This is a genomic window from Halorubrum sp. CGM4_25_10-8A (genome assembly GCF_005435025.1).
GTDB classification, from domain to species: Archaea; Halobacteriota; Halobacteria; order Halobacteriales; family Haloferacaceae; genus Halorubrum; species Halorubrum ezzemoulense.
In genome coordinates, this window is record NZ_SGTX01000011.1 from 61553 (window position 1) to 84588 (window position 23036).

The following is a 23036-nucleotide window of genomic DNA, read 5'->3' on the forward strand; positions in this document are numbered from 1 at the left end:
CGGTGTCGCCGGGGGATCCGCAACCGCGATCCTTTTTAAACATCGACCGCGAGTGACGCCCGTGTTCGCCGGGGCCGACGAGTACGGGGTCGATGTCGCGGTCGACGAGCGGGCGGTCGAGCGACTGCTCTCCGTCAGCCCGGGCGACGTCGACGCGGCCGACCGGCTCACCTTCGCGCGCAACGTCTTCATTCCCCTCACCACCGCGTGTCGGTACACCTGTACGTACTGTACCTACTACGACGCGCCCGGGGAGGCGTCGCTGCTGTCGCCCGAGGAGGTGCGCGAGCAGTGCCGCGTCGGCGCCGACGCGGGCTGTACGGAGGCGCTGTTTACCTTCGGCGACGAGCCGGACGACCGGTACACCGAGGTCCACGAGACGCTCGCCGAGTGGGGGTTCGACTCGATCCACGAGTACCTCCACCGGGCCTGCGAGATCGCCTTGGAGGAGGGGCTGCTCCCGCACTCGAACCCCGGCGACCTGACGGAGTCGCAGTTCGCCGCCCTCCGCGAGGTGAACGCGTCCATGGGCGTCATGCTGGAGACGACCGCCGACGTGGACGCGCACAGCGGCGGGCGACGGAAGACGCCCGGCCAGCGGCTCAACACGATCCGCGCTGCGGGTCGACAGAGGGTCCCGTTCACGACCGGCATCTTGGTCGGGATCGGCGAGGACTGGCGCGACCGTGCCGAGAGCCTGCTCGCGATCCGTAAGCTCCACGAGCGACACGGCCACGTCCAGGAGGTGATAGTACAGAACGTCGTCCCCAACGAGCGTTCGGACTTCCCGAAGCCCGACCTCGCGACGATGCGCCGCGTCGTCGCGATGGCGCGCGCGGCGCTCCCGCCGGAGGTGTCCGTTCAGGTACCGCCGAACCTCTCGCCGGCGGCGGACCTCGTCGACTGCGGGATCGACGACCTCGGCGGCGTCTCGCCGGTGACGGACGACTACATCAACCCGGCGTACGAGTGGCCCGACCTCCGCGGGCTCGAGGCGGTCGCCGACGCCGGCGGCGTCCCGCTCCGCGAGCGGCTCCCGACGTACGCCCGCTACCTCCCGGACGACGTTCGCCCCGCGGGCGTCGAGCCGGCGCCCGAACCGGACGGTCGCGAGGCGTGGATCCCGCCCGCGGTCCGCGAGCGGATCGCGGCGGACGACGTCCACGGTCGACGGCTGCGCGCGGTCGCCCGCGGCGACGGACCGCTCGCGGTACGGAGCGACTGACGCGGTCTCCCGCCGGCGACCGCTGCCCCGTGCGAGCGACCGGTTTCCCACGCGGCCGTCCGTCCACCGGACGTAAACAACCGCGCCGCCAGTAGCTTCTTTATATATCCTCGTGAAAGGGCGGGTGATGCTTCTCTTACAGCTCGACGCGGTCACAACCGCGGTCGACGTCGCGGCGATAGCGACCTCGGTGGTCGGGTTCGTCGCCGGGTTCCTGGCCGTGCTGCTGCTCGGCAAGTACGTCGTCATTCCGGGGCTCCGACGGATCGTCAGGTCGCGCGGCTTCGACGAGGCGGTTGTGAGCCTCGGGACGAACGTGCTCAACGCCGTGGTCTGGGTGGCGGCGATCGCCATCGGCTTCGCCGTCGCCGGCTACGGCGGCTTCCTCTCGGCGTTCGCGGTGTTCGGCGGCGCCATCGCGCTCGCGGTCGGCTTCGCGGCGCAGGACCTCCTCGGCAACTTCGTCGCCGGCGTGTTCATCCTGAAGGACAAGCCGTTCGAGGTCGGCGACTGGATACAGTGGGGCGACATGTCCGGCCGCGTCGAGGAGATCGATCTCCGCGTCTCGCGGGTCCGGACCTTCGACAACGAACTGGTCACCGTCCCGAACGGTGATCTCGCGAACAGCGCGGTGACGAACCCCGTCGCCTACGACACGCTCCGCCAGAAGTTCGTCTTCGGGATCGGCTACGACGACGACATCGAGACGGCGACCGACATCATCGTCGAGAAGGCCGAGGCCCACGAGGAGATCCTCGACGACCCGGGCGTCTCAGTCCGGCTCGTCGAGCTCGGCGACTCCGCCGTCGGGCTCCAGTCGCGCTGGTGGATCGCGGACCCCGACCGCGGCGACTTCGTCCGCGTGCGCTCCGAGTACGTCACCGCGGTGAAGGAGGCGTTCGACGACGCCGGGATTGACATGCCGTACGTCCACCGGCAGCTCACCGGCAGCGTCGAAGTGATCGAGGACGTCGCCGACGAGTAGGCTCCCGATCCGCCCGCGGCCCTATCCGACCTCTTCCTCCACCTCGCCCGCGTCGGGGCGGTACTGCCGGCTGACGGCCTGCCACCGGTTCGACCGGAACCGGTAGCCGTTCAGTCCGGCGGGGACGAGCTTCTCCGCGACCAGCGCCGCGTAGAGGCCGCCGACGCCGAGCGGCGTGACGAGCCCGACCAGCGCGACGGGAAGCGCGAAGACGTACAGTCCCACCATCGACGCGAGGAAGGGCCAGCGCGTGTCGCCCGCGCCGCGGAGCGACCCCGTGATCGAGCCGTCGACGCCGAGTGGCACCGCGCTCACCGCGGCGGCGACGATGAACGCCGCGGTCGCGCTCACCGCGGCCGGATCGTCGACGAACACGCCGGCGATCGGGCCGGCGGCGGCGATCACCGCGGCCGACGCGAGGACGTAGACGACCGCCGACAGCGCGATCACGTCGCGGCCGTACGCGGTCGCGAGCGACTCCTCGCCCGCGCCGAGCCGCTGGCCGACGAGCGTGCTCGCGGCGATCGAGAACCCCCAGCTGAAGCTGCCGAGCAGCGCTCTGACCCGGCGGCCGACCTCCAGTGCGGCGACCGTCGCGGAGCCGAACGACGACGCGATCCACAGGAGCGGGAAGACCACGATCCCCTCGGCGACGCGCCGCGCGATGAGCGGCGCGGAGACGCGGAGCAGCTGCCGGGTCAGTCCGCGGTCGAACCACGGCCCGGAGCGCCCGACCGGGACCGGCGAGGCGCCGCGGCCGAAGTACGACCGCCCGGACATCCCCCACGCGAGGACGAGCCCGACGGCGGCGATGGAGACCGCGGTACCGAGCCCGGCGCCGAACACGCCCATGCCGGCCCCGAGGACGAGCCACGTCGTGAGGAGGACGTTCAACAGCGCGCCGCCGGCTCGCGCGACCATCGGAGTGACCGTGTCGCCGACGCCGGCGTACGTCCGGCTCGCGATCATGTTGAAGAACTCGAAGGCGAGCGCGGGCGCCGTGACGACGAGGTAGGTCGTCCCGGCGGACAGCGCCGCGCCGTCGCCGCCCACGAGCGCGACCAGTCGCTCCGCGCCGAGGACGTACCCCGCGACGATCGGCGCGACGAGCAGCGCGGCCACGATCAGCGACTGCTTGACGACGAGCCCCGCCCGCCCGCGCTCGTCGCCGCCGTAGTTCTGCGAGACGAGCGAGACGGTGCCGCCGGCGAGCCCGATGGAGACGAACTTCGCGAGCTGCCAGAACGCGAACGCGTACCCGAGCCCGGCGACCGCGGAGACGCCGACCGCGTAGCCGATCACTGCGAGGTCGACGGTGTTCTTCGACATGATCGCGAACCCAGTCACGATCCGGGGCCACGCGAGCCCCATCGTCTCGTCGAGCCGCGACCGGTCGATGACGCCGGCCCGGTCGAGCGCGCCCGCCACCGCCTCCGCGACGCGAGCGACGATCCGCCGGAGCCGGGAGAACATGGAACTATCGTAGGGGCCGGGCGGGTTTGTGTCTGTCCGTCGCGGGTGGGGACGCGGTCGGAGCGCAACCGTTTTCACCGACTCGCGGCCGATGATTACGCATGAATATCACTAAGTGGCGAACATACCTCGTCACCGCGGTGAGCCGGTCCGCGGGGCGGTCGACCCCCGAGGTCGTCGCGGCCGCGCTCGCCGGCGGCGTCGATGTCGTCCAGCTCAGAGACAAGGCGGCCACCGACCGCGAGCGGTACGAGACGGGGCTCCGGCTCCGGGAGCTGACCGCGGCGGCCGGCGTCCCCCTGCTCGTGAACGACCGGATCGACCTCGCCGCCGCGATAGACGCGGACGGGGTTCACCTCGGGCAGACGGACCTCCCGGTGTCGGTCGCCCGCGAGCGGCTGGGAGAAGGCGCCGTCGTCGGCGTGTCGGCCTCGACGGTGGAGCAGGCGCGCGAGGCCGAGGCCGCTGGGGCCGACTACCTTGGCGTCGGCGCCGTCTACGGCACCGACTCGAAGGACGTCTCCGGCGACCGCGACGGGATCGGGACGGAGCGGATCGCCGCGGTCGCCGACGCGGTCGACCTCCCGGTGATCGGGATCGGCGGCGTCGACGCGGGGAACGCCGCGCCGGTGGTCGAGGCGGGGGCGACCGGCGTGGCGGCGCTGTCGGCTATCACGGCCGCCGAGGACCCGGAAGCGGCGACCGCGGCGCTGCGGGCGGCGGTCACGGAGTGAGTCGGCCCGCTCAGTCCTCGCGCTCGAACTCGGGCGCGAACAGCCGCGCGGACATGGGGGCGGGGTCGCCCTCGGTGACGTTGTACGCGGAGAAGTCTGTCACGCCCGCCTCGCGGAGCAGGTCCTCGTCGTAGAAGCTGTTGCCCGTACACTCAGCGGGGTCGCGCGCGAGGATCTCGAGGACGGCGTCGGAGACGACCTCGGGGGTGCGCCAGTCGTCCTCCGTCCCGAGCCCGAAGTAGCGCGTCGCGCGGGTGTCGATCGTCGTCACCGGCCAGAAGGTGTTACAGCCCACGTCGTCGCTCGCCAGCTCCTCGGCGAGCGAGAGCGTGATGAACGACATGCCGAGCTTCGACCACGCGTACGGCGCCTTCCCCGGTGAGCGGTCGGTCACGATCGGCGGCGAGTTCGACAGCAGCCACGCCTCGTCGAGCCCCGCGAGGTGGTCGGCGAACGCGTGCGCAACGAGGTGGGTCCCGCGGACGTTCACGTCGGTCAGGAGGTCGAACCGGTCGGCCGGGAGGTCCGCGACGTTCGCCAGCTGGATCGCGCTCGCGTTGTTGATGACGATGTCGACCTCGCCGAAGCGGTCGATCGCCTCCTCGACGACCGCCTCGACGCGGTCCTCGTCGCGGAGGTCGAGTTCGAGCGCGAGCGCCTCCGGCCCGCGCTCGCGCACCTCCCGGGCCGTCTGCTCGATCGACCCCGCCAGCTCGGAGTCGTCGTCGTCCGTCGTCTTGCCGGTCGAGACGACGTTACAGCCGCGGTCAGCGAGCGCGAGCGCGATCTGTTTGCCGATGCCGCGCGTCGTTCCGGTGATGAACGCCGTCGAGTCCGAGAGATCGGGGTCCGCGAGTGCCATACCCCCCGTTCGACCGACCGCGTGTTAAACCACGGCGTAATCGGTCCCGCCCGCCGACACCAGTCGACCGCCGGCGTCAGTCGAACGCCGCGTCGCTAATGCCCGAACCGCGCCTCGCTAGTCGTCCAGCGAGGCGACGGCGGTGCGCTCCGCGCCGATCCGACGGTCGAGGAAGTCGTCGAGCAGTTCCAGCGAGCGGATCTTCTGGTCGATGTCGCCCGAGCCGTGGCCCTCCTCGCCGAGCTCCTCGTACTCGTAGTCGTCGCCCTCCTCGAAGCCGGCCTCGTCGAGCGCGTCGCGGAGGATCCGCGCCTGCGAGACGGGCACCCGCGGGTCGTTGACACCGTGGACGATTAGGAGGGGCGCGCCGACGTTCTCGACGTAGTTCACCGGGCTGCGCTCCCGGTAGGTCGCCTCGTTCTCGTCCGGCTCGCCGAGGTTCTTCACCATGAGCTCCGTCCGGAAGTGGGGCATGGTGTTCTCGTACATGTCGAACAGGTCGCTCACGCCGACCCACGCGATCCCGGCGGCGTACAGGTCCGGGTACTGGACCATCTGCCAGTTGGCGGAGTAGCCGCCGTAGGAGCCGCCGTAGACGGCGACGCGGTCCTCGTCGAGCCAATCGTACTCGTCGAGGACGTGCTCGGCGCCCGTCGCCACGTCGCCCTGCTCGGCGCCGCCCCAGTCGTCGTACAGCTCCTCGACGAACTCGCGGCCGCGCCCCGTGGAGCCGCGGTAGTTCACCTGAAGCACGGAGTAGCCGCGCGAGAGCAGGAACTGGACGCGGTAGCTGAACCGCCGCATGTCGTGGTGTCGCGGCCCCCCGTGCGGATTGACGACCAGTGGCGAGGGTCGGCGACCGGAGTCGAACAGCAGCCCCTCGATCTCGAACTCCTCGTAGGGGTCGTGGTCGACCGCCCGCGCCGGCGTCTCGGGGACCCCGTCGGAGACGAACGAGACCGTCTCGGGCTCGACGAAGTCGTCGGGGTCGAACGGGCCGTACTCCGCGTCGAACACCGTCTCGGCGTCGTCGGTGGCGAGATCGTACGCCACCAGCTCCGGCCGCCGGCTCGACGTGGTCCGGTACGCGAGGAGGCGGTCGTCGGCCAGCCGGCCCTCAGTGACGCTCGCGACGCCCGCGGGGAAGTCGAGTTCTTCGCTCTCGCCCGTGTCGGCGTCGTAGACGACCGGCACCGTCACCGCCCCGCGCGTCCGGCTCACGACGAACCGGTCGCCGCCCTCGAGGAAGTGGCTCGGCGACTCCTCGAACTCGCCCTCGCCGAACCACGTCACCGTCGCGTCCTCGACGCCGTCGGCGAGGTCGACGATCCCGGCCCGCCCGAGGTCGGTGGTGTTGTCGACGACGAGCAGGCGGTCACCGTCAGGACCCCAGTCCGCCGGCGCGGCCTCGGCGCCGACATCGCCGATCTCCAGGTTCACGGCGTTCGACCCGTCGCCGTCGGCGACGTACACGTCGCTGTTCTCGTAGGCGTCGGTCTCGTTCGTGGTGTACGCGATCCGGTCGCCGTCGGGGGAGAGTTCGCCGGCTGCGACCGCACGCTCGTAGTCGGTGAGCTTCGTCGTCTCGGCGGTCGACACGTCGTGGCGGTAGAGGTTCATCTGCCCGTCGCGGCTGGAGCCGAGCAGGAGCGTCTCGCCGTCCTCGCCCACGTCGTGGAGCCGGATCTGGCCGTCCATCTCGACGACGGGCTCGCTCTCGCCGTCGAGCGACATCGCCCACACGTCGTGCTGCTCGTCGCCGCCCTCGTCGCGGTGATAGAAGAGCCGGTCGCCGCTCGGGTCCCACTCGAAGCCGGCGCGGACGGAGCGCGGCACGTCGCCGTCGCTGAGCTGCTCCAACGAGCCGTCGGCGGGGTTGAGGAGGTGAAGCTCGTTGCGGCCGGTGACGTCGTAGTAGAGGGCGACCGTCTCGCCGTCCGGGGACACGCGCGGGCTCGCGATCGTCGGCAGCGAGGCGAGTTCGCGCAGTACGTCGGTCTCGTCTGTGTCAGACATCCGTGAAGTAACGGTGGCGGAACCCTATTCAACGTTTCCCGTCCCCGAGCCCGCGCCGCGTCCGAGCCCGGCCGACAGGCCCATGCGACGGGAACTCGTAACGGAGCTAACCCATGGCTCCCGGCGAGGACGCGCCGCTTCCGAGGGCTCCCGGCCCGGATGCGGTTCGGTCGATCTCTCGGTCCGACGACGCTCCCGACGAGCCGGGCACCGTCGTCTGGCACCGAGACGATCTGCGGATCGCGGACAACCCCGCGCTCGCGGCAGCCGCGGCGGACGCCGACCGGATCCTCCCGCTGTTCGTCTTCGACCCCGGCTTCTACGACGAGCGCGGCGCAGCCTGCGACGCCCGGATCGAGTTCCTTCACGACTGCCTGCGGGACCTCGACCGCCAGTACCGCGACGTGGGCGGGGCGGGGCTGACGTACGGCCACGGCGACCCGCTGGACGTGCTCGCCCGGTTCGTCGACGCCGGCTGGGAGGTCGTCGCGAGCGCGACGGCGAGCGGGCGGTACGGCCGCCGGCGCGACGAGCGCGCCCGCGAGCGGCTCGGCGTCCGCTTCGTCGCGGGCGACGGGCTCGTCCGCGACGCGGACCGACCCCGCGAGGACTGGAGCGACCGCGTCGAGTCCTGGTTCGCCGCCGACCCGTTCGACTGGGACCCCCGGTCGGTCGCGGTCGAGCGCGTCGAGACGGGCGTCAGCCCGGACCGCGTGAGCGACGCCTACGGAGTCGCCCCGACGAAGACGCGCGTCCCGACGGGCGGACGCGGTTCGGCGAAAGATCGACTCCGCGCGTTCGCGGAGCGGATCGCCGAGTATCCGGGATCGATATCCTCGCCGGTCGACGCCCGCGAGGGGACGAGCGGCCTCTCGGCGTACCTCCGGTTCGGCTGCCTGTCGGTCCGCGAGGTCCACCGCCACGTCGACGAGCGCGCGCCGGACGGGCGCGGGAAGTCGATGTACGTCTCGCGGCTGTTCTGGAACCGCCACTACACGCAGAAGCTGCTCGACTGGCCGGGGTGGCTCGACCGCGCAGTGAACCCGGTGTACGAGGGGTTCAACGGCGACCGCCACGATCCGGACCTCGTCGTGGCGTGGAAGCGCGGCGAGACGGGGTTCCCCATGGTCGACGCGAGCATGCGCTGCCTGCGCGAGACGGGGTGGCTGAACTTCCGGATGCGGGCGCTGTGCGCGTCGTTCTACTTTCACATCCTCCAACAGCCGTGGCGGATCGGCGCCGACCACTTCTACGAGCACCTGATCGACGGCGACCCCGCGATCAACTACACCCAGTGGCAGTCGCAGTGCGGGCTGGTCGGCCGCCCGGGACTGCGCTTGTACGATCCCCGCAAGCAGGTCCGCGATCAGGACCCCGACGGCGAGTTCGTCGGGCGGTGGGTCCCCGAGCTCGACCCGCTCCCCGCCGCGCACCTCGACGCCCCCGAGAAGACGCCGCTCGCGGTCCAGCGCGAGGTCGGGATCGAGATCGGCGAGGCGTACCCGTATCCCGTCGTCGACTACGAGGCGGCCCGGGAGGAGTTCCGCGAGCGCTACGGCGCGGTCCACGGCGCGGCCGCGGCCCGCCTCGGCGACGAAGAGATCGCGCGACGCGCGTCGCTGTCGGGGGGTGTCGGGGCCGCGCGGTCGATCGCGGCCGACCACGGCGAGCTGGCCGAGGCGGACGGGGACGACGCCGACGCGACCTCGCAGACCGGCCTCGACGAGTTCGGGTGAACGCGAGAGGCGAGTCGGCGGTGGAAAGGTTCATACGGCCGTGAGCCGTATTGTGACGCATGAACCAAAACGTCGGTGCGATGGACAAGCGCGTCAGGACTGCGGTCGGTGCCGTCGCCGGTGCCGCCTCGTTAGCCACCCTCGCGGGCTCCGGGCCCCTCCCCGCGGTCGCGGCCCCGGTGCTCGGCGTCGTCGCCCTCGCGATGCTCGCGACCGCCGCGACCGGGACCTGCGGCCTCTACTCCGTGCTCGGCGTCGACACCTGCCCCGCCGACGCCGGCGGACCGCGCTGAGCCGCCGTCGCGGCCGGATCCGGAATTCGGCCGGTAACACCCTTTCGAAACCGGTTTTCTCCCTCGTTCGACGGCAGTCTCAAGTGCGCGGAATGCGTATATATGGCATGATCGACAGTGACCGGAATCGACGGCGTCTCGCGGCGGAGCACGCTCCCGCGCCAACCCGGGTGACCGACGCGTGAGCGACGACCCGACCGCGCTGGTCATCGGCGGCGGCGCGACGGGAACGGGCATCGCTCGGGACCTCGCCATGCGCGGCGTCGACGCGACGCTCGTCGACCGCGGCGGCCTGGGTAGCGGCACCTCCGGTCGGTCGCACGGCCTCCTCCACAGCGGGGCCCGCTACGCGGAGGCCGACGCCGAGGGGGCCGAGGAGTGTATCGTCGAGAACCGGACGCTCCGCGATATCGCCGGGGCGTGCGTCCGCGAAACGGGCGGCCTGTTCGTCCGGCTCGACGGCGACGACCCCGACTACTTCGAGGAGAAGATCGCGGCCTGCGAGGCGATCGGCATCGAGACCGAACGGCTCGACGGCGACGCCGCCAGCGAGGCGGTGCCGGGCCTCGCCGACGAGGTCCAAGAGGCGTTCCGCGTGCCCGACGGCGTCATCTATCCGTCCCGGTTGGTTGCCGCCAACGCCGCTGACGCCGAGCGCCGCGGCGCGACCGTTCACCCGCACGCGCCGGTCGAGGACGTGACGGTCCGCGACGGCGCGGTCGAGTCCGTCCGCGTCGGCGGCGCGGTCGATGCGACCCTGACCCCGGACATCGTCGTCAACGCCACCGGTGCGTGGGCCGACTCGATCGCCGAGATGGCCGGCGTCGAGGTCGGAATGGCCCCGAGCCGGGGCGTGATGGTCTCGGTGGAGTACGACGGAGCGCCGCCCGTGCTGAACCGGTGTCGCGACCCCGACGACGGTGACATCGTCGTGCCCCACGACGGCGAGGTCGTGCTGGGGACGACGAGCGTGCCGGTCTCTGACCCCGACGACTACGAGACGGAAGACTGGGAGATCGAGCGCTCCGTCGAGGAGTGCGCCGCGATGCTCCCCGCGGTCGCCGACGCGCCGACGGTCCGGACGTGGTGGGGCGTCCGCCCCCTCTACTCGCCCGACGAGGCGGGGTCGGACCGCCGCGGGATCTCGCGCGGGTTCACGCTGCTCGACCACGACCGCGACGGCGCGGCCGGGCTGTACAGCGTCGTGGGCGGCAAGCTGACCACCTACCGCCAGATGGCCGAGACGACCGTCGACGAGGTCTGCGACCGCCTCGGCGTCGACGCCGCCTGCGAGACGGCGACGGAGCCGCTGGCCCACGCCGACGATCCGGACCGACTGGACGAGCTGGTCGAGGCGTACGGCGGCGCGAACCCCACCGACGCGGACGTGGTCGACGCGCCGGCGGACGACTGATCCACGCCGGAGGTAGTCCCCGACGCCGCACGGGTTCGAGGCTGAACCGCGGGATTGAGGCGGCGGGCGCGCGTCCGATCGGTATGCCAGTCGCGACGGTCGGCGAGACGGCGACGCACGAAGTAACGATCACCGAGGAGACGATCGAGGCGTTCGCGGCCCTCTCGGGCGACGAGAACCCGATCCACCTCGACGACGAGTACGCCGCCGACACGATGTTCGGCGGCCGCGTCGCGCACGGAATCATCTCGGCCGCGGTCGTCTCCGCGGCGCTCGCGCGGCTCTCCGGCGACATCGTCTACCTCTCGCAGGAACTGTCGTTCGAGAAGCCGGTGTACCCGGGGGAGACGGTCGAAGCGAGCGTCAGCGTCATCGACGACATCGGCGGCGACCGGGTCGCGGTCGAGACGACCGCGACCGTCCCCGAGCGCGACGAGCGCGTCCTCTCCGGCGAGGCGACGGTGCTGTCCGTCCCGCACGGAGACAGCGACTGACCGACGGAGGCGGCGCTCGGCCGAGCCATTTTGTAAATGACGACGCGTCGAAGCGGTGGCCCGTGCCTCCGAGCGGGCGCCGGAGGCGGCCGCGAGGAGTGCGCGAGGGAGTCGCGAACGCCCGGAGGGCGTGAGCGACGAGGCTGGGGAGGCGTGAGGTGCTGTGCGGGGCGGGAACTCAAAGGGGCAGCCGCGACGTAACAGTGTAAGTAATCGAATCGTTCGTCTCGGACGGAACCGCACAGAGATCAGTCGAGCCCCCTGTCTTGCGAGTTCTGGAGAACCGTGAGACGCTCCGCTGTTTACAAGCGGTCAGCCTCGCCACCGGATCACTGTCGCGGACCACGTGTACCCCGTCCCGGCCGCGAGCAGGCAGCCGAGGTCGCCCGGTTCGAGGCGCTCGGTCTCGACGCCACGCTCCAGCGCGAGCGCCTGGTCGACGCTCTGGACGTGGCCGAACTCGTCGAGGTAGTAGCCGTCGCTCCCCGGATCGAGGCCGAGCTCGTCGAGGACCCGCTCGTGGAACGACCGCTTCATATGGGTGAGCGCGACGAAGTCGAGGTCGTCGCGGTCGAGCCCGGACCGTTCGAGGGCCGTGTCGGCGACCGAGAGGTACGCGGGCAGCGAGACGGGCCCGAGCCGCTCTTTCATCCCGTCCGGGTCGGGCACGTCGAGGGTGTGAAGCCCCTCGCGCACGGTCTCCTCGCTCGGCGGGCGCTTCGACCCGCCCGCCGGCATCACCACGTCGCCGGCGAACGAGCCGTCGGTCTGGGCCGCGCTGGCGCGGACGGTCGCTCGCGCTCGACCGTCGAAGCGATCGGCCTCGTCGTTGACCGATCCGCCGTCGGTCGCCTCGACGACGAACGCGCTCGCGCCGCTGCCGAAGTTGAACATGAAGGAGCTGTCCTCGTTGCCGTAGTCGACGAGGTCCTCCTCGCGGCTCGCGGCGACGAGCAGCGCGGTGTCGATCGGCTCGGTCTCCAGCTGGGCGGTCACCTGTCGGAGCGCGATCGGCGCGCCCGCACACAGCGTGTAGCTCTCGGTCGCGTACGCGTTCGTCGCCCCGAGTCGGTCGGTGATCGCCGCCGCGGCCGACCAGACGACGTGGTCCTTGTACTCGGATCCGTGGTAGACGACCACGTCGAGGTCGGCCGGATCGACGTCGGCGTCCGCGAGCGCGCGCTCGGCGGCCGTCACCGACATGTCGGTCGCGTGGTCGTCGTCCGGCGGACAGACGTGCTTCTCACGGACGCCCATCTTCTCGACGACGACCTCCTCCGGGATGCCGCTCTCGGCCGCGATGGCCTCGCCGGTGATCGTCTCGTCCGGGACGTACGTCCCCAGTCCGGTGATCGAGACGGTCATCCGTCTCCTCCGCGCCGCGTTCGGTCCGGTTCGCCGCGCCGCGTTCGGTTCGCTCCGTCGTATCGCGTGATATCGGTCATGTGTCGTGTGTCTACGTCGCGGTCCGTCGCGGGACGTGCGACGGAGGCCGCGGAGCCGCGGGCCCGCGACGCTACCGGAGGTAGCGCCGCAGGTGGTCCGGGAGCCGCTTCCCGACGGTGCCGCCGAGCCGGTCGCGTAGCGTCCCGAGGATGCCGTTCGGGACGAACAGCACGAACAGCACGAAGATGATCCCGAGGTACAGCGGGGCGCGCCCGTCGACCGCGGTGTTGACGAACAGCTCCACGCTGATCCCGAACAGATCCGCTTCGAGGACGCTCGCCGGGAGCTCCTCGCGCAGCAGCGTCGCGATCCCGCCGCTCTCGGTCGAGAGCACGTCCTCTAACCCCTGCGTGAACAGGGTCCCGTACACCGGCCCCGCGAGGGTGCCGAACCCGCCGACGATCGTCGTGATCAGCGCGTCGGCGGTGACGAGGAAGTAGAACGTCCCGTCGGGCGCGACGGAGCGCGAGTAGGCGGCGAAAATCCCGCCGGCGACCGCGCCGAAGAAGCCGCTGATGGCGAACGCGGCCAGCTTGAACCGGTAGGTCGCGTAGCCGACGGCCCGGGCGCGCTCCTCGTTCTCGCGGATCGCGATCATCACGCGCCCGAACGGCGAGTGGATGATCCGCTGCATCGCGAAGTAGCAGACGACCACTACGATCCCGAGCGCGTAGTACGAGACCACGGTCGCCGACAGGTCGATCCCGAGGCCGAGCAGGTTCTCGACGCTCTCGCCCGTGAGCCGCCCCACGTCGAGGCTCAGCGCGTCGACGAAGGGGACGCCGATGGCGAGCGCGTCGCCGCTCACCGTCGCGCCCTCGGTCGGGTTCGTCGAGACGTACCCCCACGAGCGGATCAGCTCGTAGATCACCTGCGCGAACCCGAGCGTGATCATCGCGAAGTAGACGCCCGTGAGCCGGAACGACACCGACCCGATGACGAGCGCGAGCAGGCCGGCCACCACCGCGCCGAGCAGGAGCGTGATCATGAACGGCGTCCCGCCCGGGACCCCCGGCACCTGCCCGTTCGCGGCGAGGACGACGAAGTAGCCGCCGGTCCCGAAGAAGGCGGCGTGCCCGAACGAGAGGTAGCCGGTGTAGCCGCTGACGAAGTCGAAGCTCATCGCGAACAGCCCCATGTACAGCACCACGACCATGAACGTGATCGCGGGGAGGAACGTCTCCGCGAGCGGCGCCGCCGGCGTCGCGAGCAGCGCCTCGTAGCCGAGCGGATACAGCAGGAACCCGACGATCACGGCCGCGTGAACCGCGTGGTCTCGCAGGTACTCGCGGAGGCCGCCGGTTGCCTTCGACGGCGGAACCGGATCCGTCTCGTCGACGGGAGCGTCCGATTCGTCGACGTGAGCGCCGGAACCGCCGACCGGTGCGCCCGCGTCGCCGACCGACCCGTCGGAGTCCGCCGGGGCGTCCGCGTCGACACCGGAGTCGGGGTCGCTAATGGCCTCCCACCTCCTCGACGCCGTAGAGCCCCTGCGGGCGGAGTATCAGCATCACCACGAGCAGGAGGAAGATGGTCACCTCGGAGAGGCCGGGGAAAGTGACGATCCCGGTGGTGAACAACCACGTCGTCACCGAGTCGGCGATCCCGACGATGCCCGCCGCGACGAGCGTCCCGGTGAAGCTCCCGAGCCCGCCGATGATCACGACGACGAACGCGTACAGCAGCACGTCGATGCTCAGGAGGACGCTGGGGCCCCAGATCGGGTCCCACATCAGCAGGACGCCGCCGACCGCGGCGAGGCCGGTCCCGACGCCGAAGACGACGGTGAACGCCTGCCGCACGTCGACGCCGAGCGCCTGGACCATCTCGGTGTCCTCGCTGCCGGCCCGGATGTAGAGGCCGTACAGCGTCTTCGTCAGGAACGCCCAGACGGCGACGGCGACGACCGCGCCGATAGCGACCTCGAAGAGGTACAGCCGCCTGACGCCGACGCCGAGCAGCTCGGTCCGCCCGAGCAGCACGTCGGGCGCGGTGCCCATCGGCGCCTGCCACTGCGGGTTCGGCTGGATCCCCCGGAGCGTCAAGACGATCCGGGCGACCTCCTCGATGATGAGCGAGACGCCGAAGGTCAACAGGATCTGGTAGGTAGGCGTCCGGTCGTAGATCGGCCGGATGAGCGTCACCTCCATCGCGCTGCCGGCCGCGGTGGTGACCGCGAACACGAGCGCCAGCGCGACGAAGAAGACGAGGATCGTCGCGACCGTCCCGGTGTTCGCCCCGACGAGCAGGACGAGCACCAAGCCGCCGAGGTACGCGCCGACCATCGCGATCGCGCCGTGCGCGAAGTTGAGCACGCCCATCAGCCCGAAGACAAGCGTCAGGCCGACCGCGATGGTGAAGTACACCGCGCCCTTGCCGATCCCCTCGGCGAGCACGCGAGTGGCCGTCTGGAGGCCGTCGACCGCGCCGCCGGTCGCGAGCAGCGCGCCCGGGTCGACGAGCGGGGCGACCTGCGCGGCGGTCCCCGCGAGCGGTCCGAGGCTCATGCGGTCAGGTACCTCCGGATCCGTTCGTCCTCGCTCGTGACGCCGGCGGTCTCTCCCTCCTCGACCACGACGCCGTGGTCGATGAGGTAGAAGCGGTCGGCCAGATCCATCGCCAGCCGGAAGTTCTGCTCGACGAGGACCATCGTCGTGTCCGCGGAGGCCGCGCGCAGCGCCTCCACCACGTCCTCGACGATCTGTGGCGCGAGCCCCTCGCTCGGCTCGTCGACGAGCAGCAGGTCGTTGTCGCCGAGCATCCCTCGGGCGATCGCGAGCATCTGCTGTTGCCCGCCGCTCAGGTCGCCCGCCTCCTTGTCGGCGAAGCGGTCGAGCGCCGGGAACAGCTCGTACGCCCCCGCGATCCGAGCGCCGGGATCGGCGGCCGAGTGGGCGGCGACGCGGAGGTTCTCCTCGACCGTGAGATGCGAGAATACGCGTCGTTCCTCCGGCACCCACCCCATGCCGCGGGCGGCGATCTCGTGGGGCTCCATCCCCGTCACGTCCGTCCCGTCGAACCGGACCGTCCCCTCGCGGGGCGGCGTGAGCCCGAGCGCGGTGCGGAGCGTGGTCGTCTTCCCGACGCCGTTCCGGCCGACGAGGGCGACGATCTCGCCCGCCTCGACCGACAGCGACAACCCCTGAAGGATGTGGCTCTCGCCGTAGTAGGTGTGGACGCCGTCGAGTTCGAGCGTCGTCACCGCGACTCACCCCCGGCGCGCACGCGTCGGCCGCCGTCGGCGGCCGCGTCGCCGTCCGAGCGCCCTCCCTCGTCGGCGGAGCGCTCTCGTCCGTCGGCGGATCCCTCGCGGCCGTACCCGCCGAGGTACGCCTCCTGAACGTCCTCGTCGCCGCGAACGTCCTCGGGCGGCCCGTCGGCGATCAGCTCGCCGCGGTGGAGGACGGCGATACGGTCGGAGATGTCCATCACCACCTCCATGTTGTGTTCGATGAGCATCACCGAGTGATCCTCGGCCACGTCCTCGATCAGCGCGACGACCTCGTCGACGCCCTCGCTCGACACGCCGGCGGTCGGCTCGTCGAGCAGGAGCAGATCCGGGTCGCCGGCGAGCGCGACCCCGATCTCGAGGCTACGCTTCTCGCCGTGACTCAGGTTCTGCGTGACGGTCTCGGCCTCCTCGGCCAGCCCGATCCGTTCGAGGATCGCGGTCGCCTCCGCGTAGTGGTCCTCGAAGTCGGTCACGTTGCGCCACAGCTTCCACGAGTCGTTCCCGCGGCTCGCCTGCGCGGCGACGCGGACGTTCTCCAGCACCGACAGCGTCGGGAAGAGGTTCGTGATCTGGTACGACCGGTGGATCCCCGCGAGCGCCGTCTCGTCCGGCGAGGCCGTCGTGATGTCGATCGCGGAGCCGGTCCCGTCGGCACCGGCGGAGGCCGCCCCCGCGTCTCTGCCGCCCGATGGGGCGAACCGGATGCTCCCGTCGGAGGGCTCCAACACGCCCGTGAGCAGGTTGAAGAACGTCGTCTTCCCCGCGCCGTTTGGGCCGATGATCGAGCAGAGCTCGCCGGTCTCCAACGCGAAGTCGACGCCGTCGACGGCGGTGATGCCGCCGAAGCGCTTCGTGAGCCCCTCGGTCTCCAGCAGCATTACAGCGAGCAGCTCGCGTCCTCTTCGGGGACCATCACGTCCTCGGCGTCGAGCCGTTCGAGGGGCTGGCCGGGCATGATCGGCGCGCCCCAGGTGTCGGCGTACTCGTCGCTGGTCGGGACCGGCCACGCGACCGTCATCTGCGAGGCGGCCTGGTTGTTGTGTTCCTGGAAGGTGTACCCGTCCGCGCCCTTCGGCGTTTCAGCGACGGTCATGCCGCGCAGCGCCTCGGCGATGTCGGCGCCGTCCGTGGAGCCGGTCTCCGAGACGGCCTGCGAGAGCGCCGAGGCGGCGGTGAACGTCCCGGCGCTGAACAGGTCCGGCACGATGCCGTACGCGTCGATGTGTAGCTGCCGGAACTCCTCGTTGATCGAGTTCTCGTACTGGTTCCAGTGGTACCGGCTGGTGAACGGTCCGAGCCCGGCGTCCTTGATATCCTGCTCGGTGAAGCCCTCGCCCAGCGCCGACTCGATGGTCCCGCCGATGAGTTGCGTCGTCAGCAGGGCGGCGAACCCGCCGAACACCTGGACGTCGTAGGAGATCGCGGAGGTGAGGAACTGCGGCAGCGTGGACGCGGTGAAGCCGCCGACGACGCCCGTCGCGCCGTCCGACATCGCCTGTTCGAAGAGCCCGTCGAACTCGGAGTACCCGACCTCGACGAAGCGGGGTTCCAAGACCTCCACCCCGTTGTTCTCCAATACCTGAGTGTAGTTTTCCGCGACGCTCTGCCCGAACGCGTTGTCGGACGCGAACACCGCGACCGTGTCGATGTCGAAGTTCTCGGCGACGTACGTGCCGCCCGCCCGCGCGTCCATCGCGGTGTGCTCGCTCGCGCGGAACGCCATCGGGTGACAGAACTCGTCGCTCACCGTGATGCCGGCGTCGGCCGCCGGCCCGATCAGGTAGGGGATGTCCGTCTCGTCGACGACGGTGTTGATGAGCCGGCGCGCGCTGTCGGAGGAGGTCCCGCCGAACAGGATGTCGACCTCCTCTTCCAAGACGAGGTCGGTCGCGACGCTCTGGGCCGTATCCGGACTGAAGCCGGTGTCCTCGACGATGATCTCGTAGGTCGGGCCGCCATCGGGCTCGACCGTGTACGTGCCCGGCGTCGCCTCCTCGACGGGGTCGAGGTCGTGCTTGTACGCCAACCCGGAGTAGAACCCGCGGAGGCTGATCTGCCCGTAGTACTTGAGGTCGCCGGAGGTCGGCTGGAGCGCCCCGATCCGGACCGTCTCGCCGGAGAGGTCGCCGCCGTCTCCGCCGGAACAGCCGGCCAGCCCGGTGATTCCGGCCGCGCCGACCGCGGCGCCGGTTCGTCGCAGATACGCTCGCCGTGTGTGTTCGTCTCGCATACAGTGTTCGACACCGGACACCACCATGAAGGGCCGAGTTAAGATGTTAACAGACCGCGGGGTGTCGAGAGAATACGCCGAAAACGGGCGCCGAAACCGCGGTTTCCGAACGACGAGCCGTCGGTCCGACGACCGCGGCGCCTCGGTCGTGTCGCCGCGTCCCCGGTCTACTCCAGGCCGTCGAGCGCGGCGACGACGCTGCGGAGCAACTTCTTCTCGCCGCGGCGCATGTTCTTCGAGACGGCCGCGGTCGAGACGTCGAACTCGTCCGCGAGCGTCGACAGCGTCGCCTCGCGGGGCGACTCGAAGTAGCCCGCGTCGGCGGCCGTCTCGATGGTCTCGCGCTCGACGTCGGTCAGGTCGCGGCACGCGTCCAGCATCGTCGAGGCCGCGTTCGCGTTCCGCATCGTGTCGAACAGCGCCTCCATCGAGAGCTCGGACCGGTCCTCGACGACGAACTCGTTGCCCTTCTCTAAGTCGTGGAGCGCCGCTTCCGTCGTCGCCTCGTCGTCGAACCCGACCTGCCAGCGCTCGGACCCGTCCTCGATCAGGAACGGGCCCGTGATGTAGCCGCCGTGGTCGGTTATCGTCGACATCGCGTTCGTCTCCTCGATGACGGTCCGGATGATCGCCGTCCCGTCCTGCTTCGAGAACAGCCGGTACTCGGCCATGTTCTCGTGGTCGCGGAGGGCGGTGAGCCCCTCGCCGAGCTCGTAGCGGTCCGGCGACTCGACGAGCAGCCGCGTCTCCAGCTGCTCCGCCGCGGTGTCCAGCTGCCAGTGCATAGCGGAGAAGGAGACGTCGTGGTCCGCGGAGGTGTCGATGAACGGGCAGTCGAACTGCTCCATATCCATCGTGACGTCGAGCATGACACGACCTTATCCCCCGCGTATATAACGGTTGTTCCTGTGGAACGCTCGGTGAAGACTCAAAACCTTGTCTGGCACGTCATAACAGCCGTCGCCCCCGGTGTCTCGGTCGACCTCGTCACTGCGTACGCGCGACCCCTCGCAGACGCAGATTGCGCCCGAGGAGCCTGAAACGCTGTTTGATCGCGACCCCTCTGTCACCGATCGGGTCGCCGACCGACCGATCGTCTTCGAGACACGTCGGGCGAACACGGACAGTCGGAGCCCCACAACCGATGCGCGAGGGTGTGAACGCCTTCCTTGAGGCGCTTGGCATCAGCTTCCGACGGGACGCACGAAGCCGCGGTCCACGGATCAACAAGCTCGACGGTCAACTTGATCGCGAGCAGAAGCCCCGCGGCGAGTACTACGATGATTCCTGAACGACCGGGTAGGTCGTGATCAGGGGGTACTGACAGTGTAGCTCGCCCGATACAGTGTCCCGTCGTAGACGACCATTGCCTCACTACCCGACAGGTCAACGAGATCAACCGATTCGGGGTCGCTATCAGAGGCGAACAGGCGCACAACGAGCGTCCGGTACGCCGATGACGCGTCGTCGATCGGCTGATCGTGGCCGTACTCTTGATCGATTGCCGCCTGAAGAATATCGTGTTGGCGGTCGGTGAGCGTCGACGCTTCGAGTTTTACGGCGTCCGTCCGAGACCGCGTAAGGACATCGGATACATAGGCCTCTTCTGAGGTGGCGACCGTCGAGCCTTCGAGTCTGTAGCTGTGTAAGCGCGTCTCGGTCGCCTCGCCGGTAACCGAGAGCCGGACCTGTCCGTCTCCGTAGCGGACGGTATCATACTCGGGAGTCGGAACGACCAGCGACTCCGTTGGTCCGCTTGGTGTCGCCGGATAGACCAGTTCCCCATCGCCGGAGACGCGCCCCTCGGTCCGGGAGAGCCTCCGCCAGAGTTCGTTTATGAGACCGGTTCGGAGGGCGCTTCGATCAACCGCCGGGAGGGCATCGAAAGAGACCGTCTCATCGTCGTCGACCGAGGTCGTCGCCGGGACTGTCGCCTCGAATTCGATCGGATAGGCCATCGCCGGCGTATGCCCCGTCGTTTCGTGAGTGAGTTCGTAGAACGCTCCGTCCTGCTGGACGATCTCTCCTTCGGCAACCAGCGTGTCGGCAGCGGTATAGGACGCCGATCCGTCGTCGAGTACACGCCGAACAAGGGTGTGTCCGTACGGGCCGAGCGCACGAACTGTCACCGGCGTGGTGGTCCGCTCGGCGACGGTCGAGGGGGTCTGGGCGCGCAATGACAGCGATCCGATCTTGTCGTGCGCGGGCCCGAATATCGGTCTCACACACCCCGCGGTCGCGATGAGTCCGCTGGTCGCAAGGAGGGCACGACGTGTGGAGGACATACACCGGTTGTCTACTCCGAGTTTCAAAAAAAAATTGTTACTGCTCACTCCGAGCGAGGCGCTCTCCGCCCGCCAGCCCCGCTCCGAGCCGATCTCCTCGCATCGCCTACTCGCCGAACCGCTCTTTCAGCGCCGCGCGGTCGATCTTCGACGGGCCGGAGGTCGGCATCTCGTCGACGAACGCCAGCGCCTTCGGGACCGCGTACCGGGCGACCCGCGAGGCGAGGTGCGACTCCACGTCGTCGAGCGAGAGCGACTCGTCGCCGACGAGTATCGCCTTCCCGACCGTCCCCCAGCGCTCGCTCGGAACGCCGATCACGACCGCCTCCTCGATCCGCGGGTGGTCGGTGAGCGCGTCCTCGACGCGGGGCGGGGAGACGTTCTCGCCGCCCGAGACGAACATGTTCTTCTTGCGCCCCTCGATGTGGTAGTAGCCGTCCTCGTCGACGCGCGCGAGGTCGCCGGTCGACACCCAGTCGCCGAACGTCTCGGCCGTCTCCTCCGGTTCGTCCCAGTATCGGTCCGCGGCGGCCGGCCCGGCGAGCTCCAGTTCGCCGACGGTGCCGTCGGGCACGGGACCGTCCTCGTCGACGACGCGCGCGTCGACCGCGAGCGCCGGGACGCCGACGCTCCCGGTCTTCTCCGGCGGGAAGTCGTCGGGCATCGCGAAGTTGTTCGGCCCGCATTCGGTGAGGCCGTACCCCTGCGATATCTCGACGCCGCGGTCCCGCCACGCGGCGATGACGCTCTCGCGGCAAGGGCCCCCGCCGCTCTTCACGAAGCGGAGCGAGGAGAGGTCTGTGGCGTCCCACTCGTCGTGGCGGGCCATCATCCGCAACACCGCCGGGACCGCGACGAGCGTCGTCGCCGACTCGCGCTCGACGTCGCGCAGGACGCGGCCGGGGTCGACCTCCGGGCTCAGGAGGATCCGCCCGCCCATCTGGAAGAAGGGGACCGTCAGCACGTTCCAGCCGCCGGTGTGGAACATCGGGAACACCATCGGCGTCACGTCGTCCTCGCGGAGCCCCCACGCGGTGATCGTGTTGAACGCGTTCCAGCGGATCGCGCCGTGACTGATGACCGTCTCCTTCGGCGTGCCCGTCGAGCCCCCGGTGTGTAAGAGGAGGTGCGGGTCCGCGAGCGACACGTCGGCGGTTTCGACGGGCGAGCCGTCCCCGGGCAGATCCCGCGTGTACGGGCGCCACGCGTCGTCGCCGTCGGTCGGGATCGAGCGGACCGCGGGCTCGACGTCCGCCCGCTCTAACGCGTCGATGACGTCGCCGCCGAACGGGGCCTCGACGAGGAGCAACTCGGGGTCGACGGTGCCCAACACCGCGGCGAGGTCGCGCTCCGCGAGGCGGTGGGAGAGCGGCGCCAGCACCGACCCGGTCTTCCCGGTCGCGAAGTACAGGTCGACGAGCTCGACGCGGTTCCGGGAGACGACGGCGACGCGGTCGCCCGCCTCGACGCCGGCGTCGCGGAGGAAGCGCGCGGTCCGGTTGGCGCGCTCGTCCAGCTCCGCGTAGGTGTACTCGGCGTTCGCGGCCGTGTCGGTGACGGCGACGCGGTCCGGCGAGAGCCGCGCGCGGCGGGCCGACAGCGAGCCGACCCAGTCGTACCCCCGGTCGCCGTGCGGGTGCGGTCGCGGGTCGGACTCGGCGCCGACCTCCTCCGTACGGTCGTCTCCCCGCGGATCGTTTCCGGTCGCCATCTCAGGCGACCCCGCCGAGGAAGGCCCGGATTCGGTCGTTGACGCGCTCGCGCTCCTCGACGAAGAAGAGGTGCGGCCCGCCGTCGAACAGGTCGACCTCCGCGTGCGGGAGACGCTCGGCGAGCAGCTCCGCGTTCTCGACCGGCAGCACGCGGTCCGCCGTCCCGTGGAGGACGAGCGCCGGGACGGACAGGTCGCCGATCCGGTCGCTCGCGTCGAACGCCGCCACCGCGGCCGCCTGCGCCTCGCGGCCGGTCGGGGTCGCGTCGCCCGTCAGCCGCCAGTCGACGATCCGGTCGACGAGTTCGGGCTCGCGGTCGTAGAAGCCGTCGGAGACCGCCGGCTCCATCAGGTAGCGGATCCGTTCGCGGGCGTCGGCGTCCTCGGGCGCGGAGAAGATGTGCTCTTGCACCTCGGGCGGGGTCGGTGCCGCGTCGTCGCCCCCGGGAGAGGTACACAGCAGCGTCAGCGAGGCGACCCGGTCGTCGGAGAGGGCCAACTCCTGCGCGATCATCCCGCCCATCGACGCGCCGCAGACGTGGGCCGCCTCTACGCCGCGGTCGTCGAGGACCGCGGCCGCGTCGGCCGCCATCTCGGCGACGGTGTACGGCCCGTCCGGCACGTCCGAGTCTCCGGTCCCGCGGTTGTCCGGCCGGAGCACCTCGTAGTCGTCGGCCAGCGCCTCGGCGAGCCACCGCCACATCCACCGGCCGTACCCGAGCCCTTCGAGCAGCAGCACGGTCGGTTCCCCGGGATCCCCGTCGACGGCGTAGTCTATCGTCACGCCGTCCCGTGTCACGGTTGGCATACTCGGATCGACCACGCCGTCCCTCATCAACCCGGGCGTTAACGTTTCAACCGTCTCCCGGTCGGACCGGCGCGAGCGACGCGGTACACACT

The 23036-nt window shown here is 70.5% G+C and carries 20 protein-coding genes; 7 read left to right on the plus strand and 13 right to left on the minus strand.

What is annotated here, in order from left to right; translation table 11 throughout:
• The first annotated feature begins 61 nt into the window (after window positions 1-61).
• On the plus strand, window positions 62-1225 hold the full coding sequence (gene cofG, locus EXE52_RS12315) for a 7,8-didemethyl-8-hydroxy-5-deazariboflavin synthase subunit CofG (RefSeq protein WP_049932936.1): 1164 nt from the start codon (window positions 62-64) through the stop codon (window positions 1223-1225).
• Between the two features lie 127 nt (window positions 1226-1352).
• Window positions 1353-2210, plus strand: a complete 858-nt coding sequence (locus EXE52_RS12320; protein ID WP_089308744.1) for a mechanosensitive ion channel family protein — start codon at window positions 1353-1355, stop codon at window positions 2208-2210.
• 21 nt (window positions 2211-2231) lie between these two features.
• Here the strand turns inward: EXE52_RS12320 and EXE52_RS12325 are convergent, their stop codons facing one another.
• Complete coding sequence (locus tag EXE52_RS12325; RefSeq protein WP_089308745.1) at window positions 2232-3683, minus strand: MATE family efflux transporter; 1452 nt, start codon at window positions 3681-3683, stop codon at window positions 2232-2234.
• Window positions 3684-3784: 101 nt separating this feature from the next.
• Between EXE52_RS12325 and thiE the strand changes: the two genes are divergently transcribed.
• Window positions 3785-4417 (plus strand): thiamine phosphate synthase, encoded by a 633-nt coding sequence (thiE, locus tag EXE52_RS12330; protein WP_049932939.1) that lies wholly within the window; start codon window positions 3785-3787, stop codon window positions 4415-4417.
• Window positions 4418-4427: 10 nt separating this feature from the next.
• Here thiE and EXE52_RS12335 read toward each other — a convergent pair whose 3' ends face one another.
• Together EXE52_RS12335 and EXE52_RS12340 are read right to left on the minus strand one after the other, a co-directional pair.
• The gene (locus EXE52_RS12335; protein ID WP_049932940.1) at window positions 4428-5279 is read right to left on the minus strand and encodes an NAD(P)-dependent oxidoreductase; all 852 of its coding nucleotides are present in this window, start codon (window positions 5277-5279) and stop codon (window positions 4428-4430) included.
• A 117-nt stretch (window positions 5280-5396) separates the two neighbouring features.
• Window positions 5397-7295 (minus strand): prolyl oligopeptidase family serine peptidase, encoded by a 1899-nt coding sequence (locus EXE52_RS12340; RefSeq protein WP_089308746.1) that lies wholly within the window; start codon window positions 7293-7295, stop codon window positions 5397-5399.
• A gap of 113 nt (window positions 7296-7408) precedes the next feature.
• Here EXE52_RS12340 and EXE52_RS12345 point away from each other — a divergent pair, with 113 nt between their 5' ends.
• The 4 genes from EXE52_RS12345 (at window position 7409) to EXE52_RS12360 (ending at window position 11232) form a co-directional block, all read left to right on the plus strand.
• Complete coding sequence (locus EXE52_RS12345) at window positions 7409-9031, plus strand: cryptochrome/deoxyribodipyrimidine photo-lyase family protein (protein ID WP_137703727.1); 1623 nt, start codon at window positions 7409-7411, stop codon at window positions 9029-9031.
• Window positions 9032-9090: 59 nt separating this feature from the next.
• The gene (locus EXE52_RS12350; protein ID WP_049932943.1) at window positions 9091-9324 is read left to right on the plus strand and encodes a YgaP-like transmembrane domain; all 234 of its coding nucleotides are present in this window, start codon (window positions 9091-9093) and stop codon (window positions 9322-9324) included.
• A 181-nt stretch (window positions 9325-9505) separates the two neighbouring features.
• Complete coding sequence (locus EXE52_RS12355) at window positions 9506-10738, plus strand: FAD-dependent oxidoreductase (RefSeq protein WP_089308748.1); 1233 nt, start codon at window positions 9506-9508, stop codon at window positions 10736-10738.
• A gap of 83 nt (window positions 10739-10821) precedes the next feature.
• Entirely contained in the window at window positions 10822-11232 is a 411-nt protein-coding gene (locus EXE52_RS12360) for a MaoC family dehydratase (RefSeq protein WP_089308749.1), read from the plus strand.
• 312 nt (window positions 11233-11544) lie between these two features.
• On the opposite strand, the gene EXE52_RS12365 is transcribed toward EXE52_RS12360, so the two are convergent.
• The 10 genes from EXE52_RS12365 to EXE52_RS12410 form a co-directional block, all read right to left on the minus strand.
• Window positions 11545-12597, minus strand: coding sequence for a 3-oxoacyl-ACP synthase (locus EXE52_RS12365; RefSeq protein ID WP_089308750.1), 1053 nt, complete (start codon window positions 12595-12597; stop codon window positions 11545-11547).
• 151 nt (window positions 12598-12748) lie between these two features.
• On the minus strand, window positions 12749-13933 hold the full coding sequence (locus EXE52_RS12370; RefSeq protein ID WP_089308751.1) for a branched-chain amino acid ABC transporter permease: 1185 nt from the start codon (window positions 13931-13933) through the stop codon (window positions 12749-12751).
• A 199-nt stretch (window positions 13934-14132) separates the two neighbouring features.
• Window positions 14133-15185, minus strand: a complete 1053-nt coding sequence (locus EXE52_RS12375; protein ID WP_049932948.1) for a branched-chain amino acid ABC transporter permease — start codon at window positions 15183-15185, stop codon at window positions 14133-14135.
• Entirely contained in the window at window positions 15182-15880 is a 699-nt protein-coding gene (locus EXE52_RS12380; RefSeq protein ID WP_049932949.1) for an ABC transporter ATP-binding protein, read from the minus strand. The genes EXE52_RS12375 and EXE52_RS12380 overlap by 4 nt, the downstream gene beginning before the upstream one ends.
• Window positions 15877-16788 (minus strand): ABC transporter ATP-binding protein, encoded by a 912-nt coding sequence (locus tag EXE52_RS12385; protein ID WP_049932950.1) that lies wholly within the window; start codon window positions 16786-16788, stop codon window positions 15877-15879. The genes EXE52_RS12380 and EXE52_RS12385 overlap by 4 nt, the downstream gene beginning before the upstream one ends.
• Entirely contained in the window at window positions 16788-18140 is a 1353-nt protein-coding gene (locus EXE52_RS12390) for an ABC transporter substrate-binding protein (RefSeq protein ID WP_096592131.1), read from the minus strand. Before EXE52_RS12390 ends, EXE52_RS12385 begins: the two co-directional genes overlap by 1 nt.
• A gap of 167 nt (window positions 18141-18307) precedes the next feature.
• A complete protein-coding gene (locus tag EXE52_RS12395; protein ID WP_049932952.1) occupies window positions 18308-19009 on the minus strand; it encodes a helix-turn-helix domain-containing protein in 702 nt (233 codons plus the stop codon).
• 441 nt (window positions 19010-19450) lie between these two features.
• Window positions 19451-20452 carry a hypothetical protein gene (locus EXE52_RS12400; protein ID WP_241988249.1) on the minus strand — a complete coding sequence of 334 codons (1002 nt, stop codon included), beginning with the start codon at window positions 20450-20452 and terminating at the stop codon, window positions 19451-19453.
• A gap of 79 nt (window positions 20453-20531) precedes the next feature.
• Window positions 20532-22136 (minus strand): class I adenylate-forming enzyme family protein, encoded by a 1605-nt coding sequence (locus tag EXE52_RS12405; protein WP_089308754.1) that lies wholly within the window; start codon window positions 22134-22136, stop codon window positions 20532-20534.
• 1 nt (window position 22137) lies between these two features.
• The gene (locus EXE52_RS12410) at window positions 22138-22944 is read right to left on the minus strand and encodes an alpha/beta fold hydrolase (protein WP_049932954.1); all 807 of its coding nucleotides are present in this window, start codon (window positions 22942-22944) and stop codon (window positions 22138-22140) included.
• Between the last annotated feature and the right edge of the window lie 92 nt (window positions 22945-23036).

Coding starts and splice junctions, on each gene's coding strand:
- EXE52_RS12320 (WP_089308744.1), top strand. CDS start 1,353: ATGCTTCTCTTACAGCTCGACGCGGTCACAACCGCGGTCGACGTCGCG.
- EXE52_RS12325 (WP_089308745.1), bottom strand. CDS start 3,683: ATGTTCTCCCGGCTCCGGCGGATCGTCGCTCGCGTCGCGGAGGCGGTG.
- thiE (WP_049932939.1), top strand. CDS start 3,785: ATGAATATCACTAAGTGGCGAACATACCTCGTCACCGCGGTGAGCCGG.
- EXE52_RS12335 (WP_049932940.1), bottom strand. CDS start 5,279: ATGGCACTCGCGGACCCCGATCTCTCGGACTCGACGGCGTTCATCACC.
- EXE52_RS12340 (WP_089308746.1), bottom strand. CDS start 7,295: ATGTCTGACACAGACGAGACCGACGTACTGCGCGAACTCGCCTCGCTG.
- EXE52_RS12345 (WP_137703727.1), top strand. CDS start 7,409: ATGGCTCCCGGCGAGGACGCGCCGCTTCCGAGGGCTCCCGGCCCGGAT.
- EXE52_RS12350 (WP_049932943.1), top strand. CDS start 9,091: ATGAACCAAAACGTCGGTGCGATGGACAAGCGCGTCAGGACTGCGGTC.
- EXE52_RS12360 (WP_089308749.1), top strand. CDS start 10,822: ATGCCAGTCGCGACGGTCGGCGAGACGGCGACGCACGAAGTAACGATC.
- EXE52_RS12365 (WP_089308750.1), bottom strand. CDS start 12,597: ATGACCGTCTCGATCACCGGACTGGGGACGTACGTCCCGGACGAGACG.
- EXE52_RS12375 (WP_049932948.1), bottom strand. CDS start 15,185: ATGAGCCTCGGACCGCTCGCGGGGACCGCCGCGCAGGTCGCCCCGCTC.
- EXE52_RS12385 (WP_049932950.1), bottom strand. CDS start 16,788: ATGCTGCTGGAGACCGAGGGGCTCACGAAGCGCTTCGGCGGCATCACC.
- EXE52_RS12390 (WP_096592131.1), bottom strand. CDS start 18,140: ATGCGAGACGAACACACACGGCGAGCGTATCTGCGACGAACCGGCGCC.
- EXE52_RS12395 (WP_049932952.1), bottom strand. CDS start 19,009: ATGCTCGACGTCACGATGGATATGGAGCAGTTCGACTGCCCGTTCATC.
- EXE52_RS12405 (WP_089308754.1), bottom strand. CDS start 22,136: ATGGCGACCGGAAACGATCCGCGGGGAGACGACCGTACGGAGGAGGTC.
- EXE52_RS12410 (WP_049932954.1), bottom strand. CDS start 22,944: ATGCCAACCGTGACACGGGACGGCGTGACGATAGACTACGCCGTCGAC.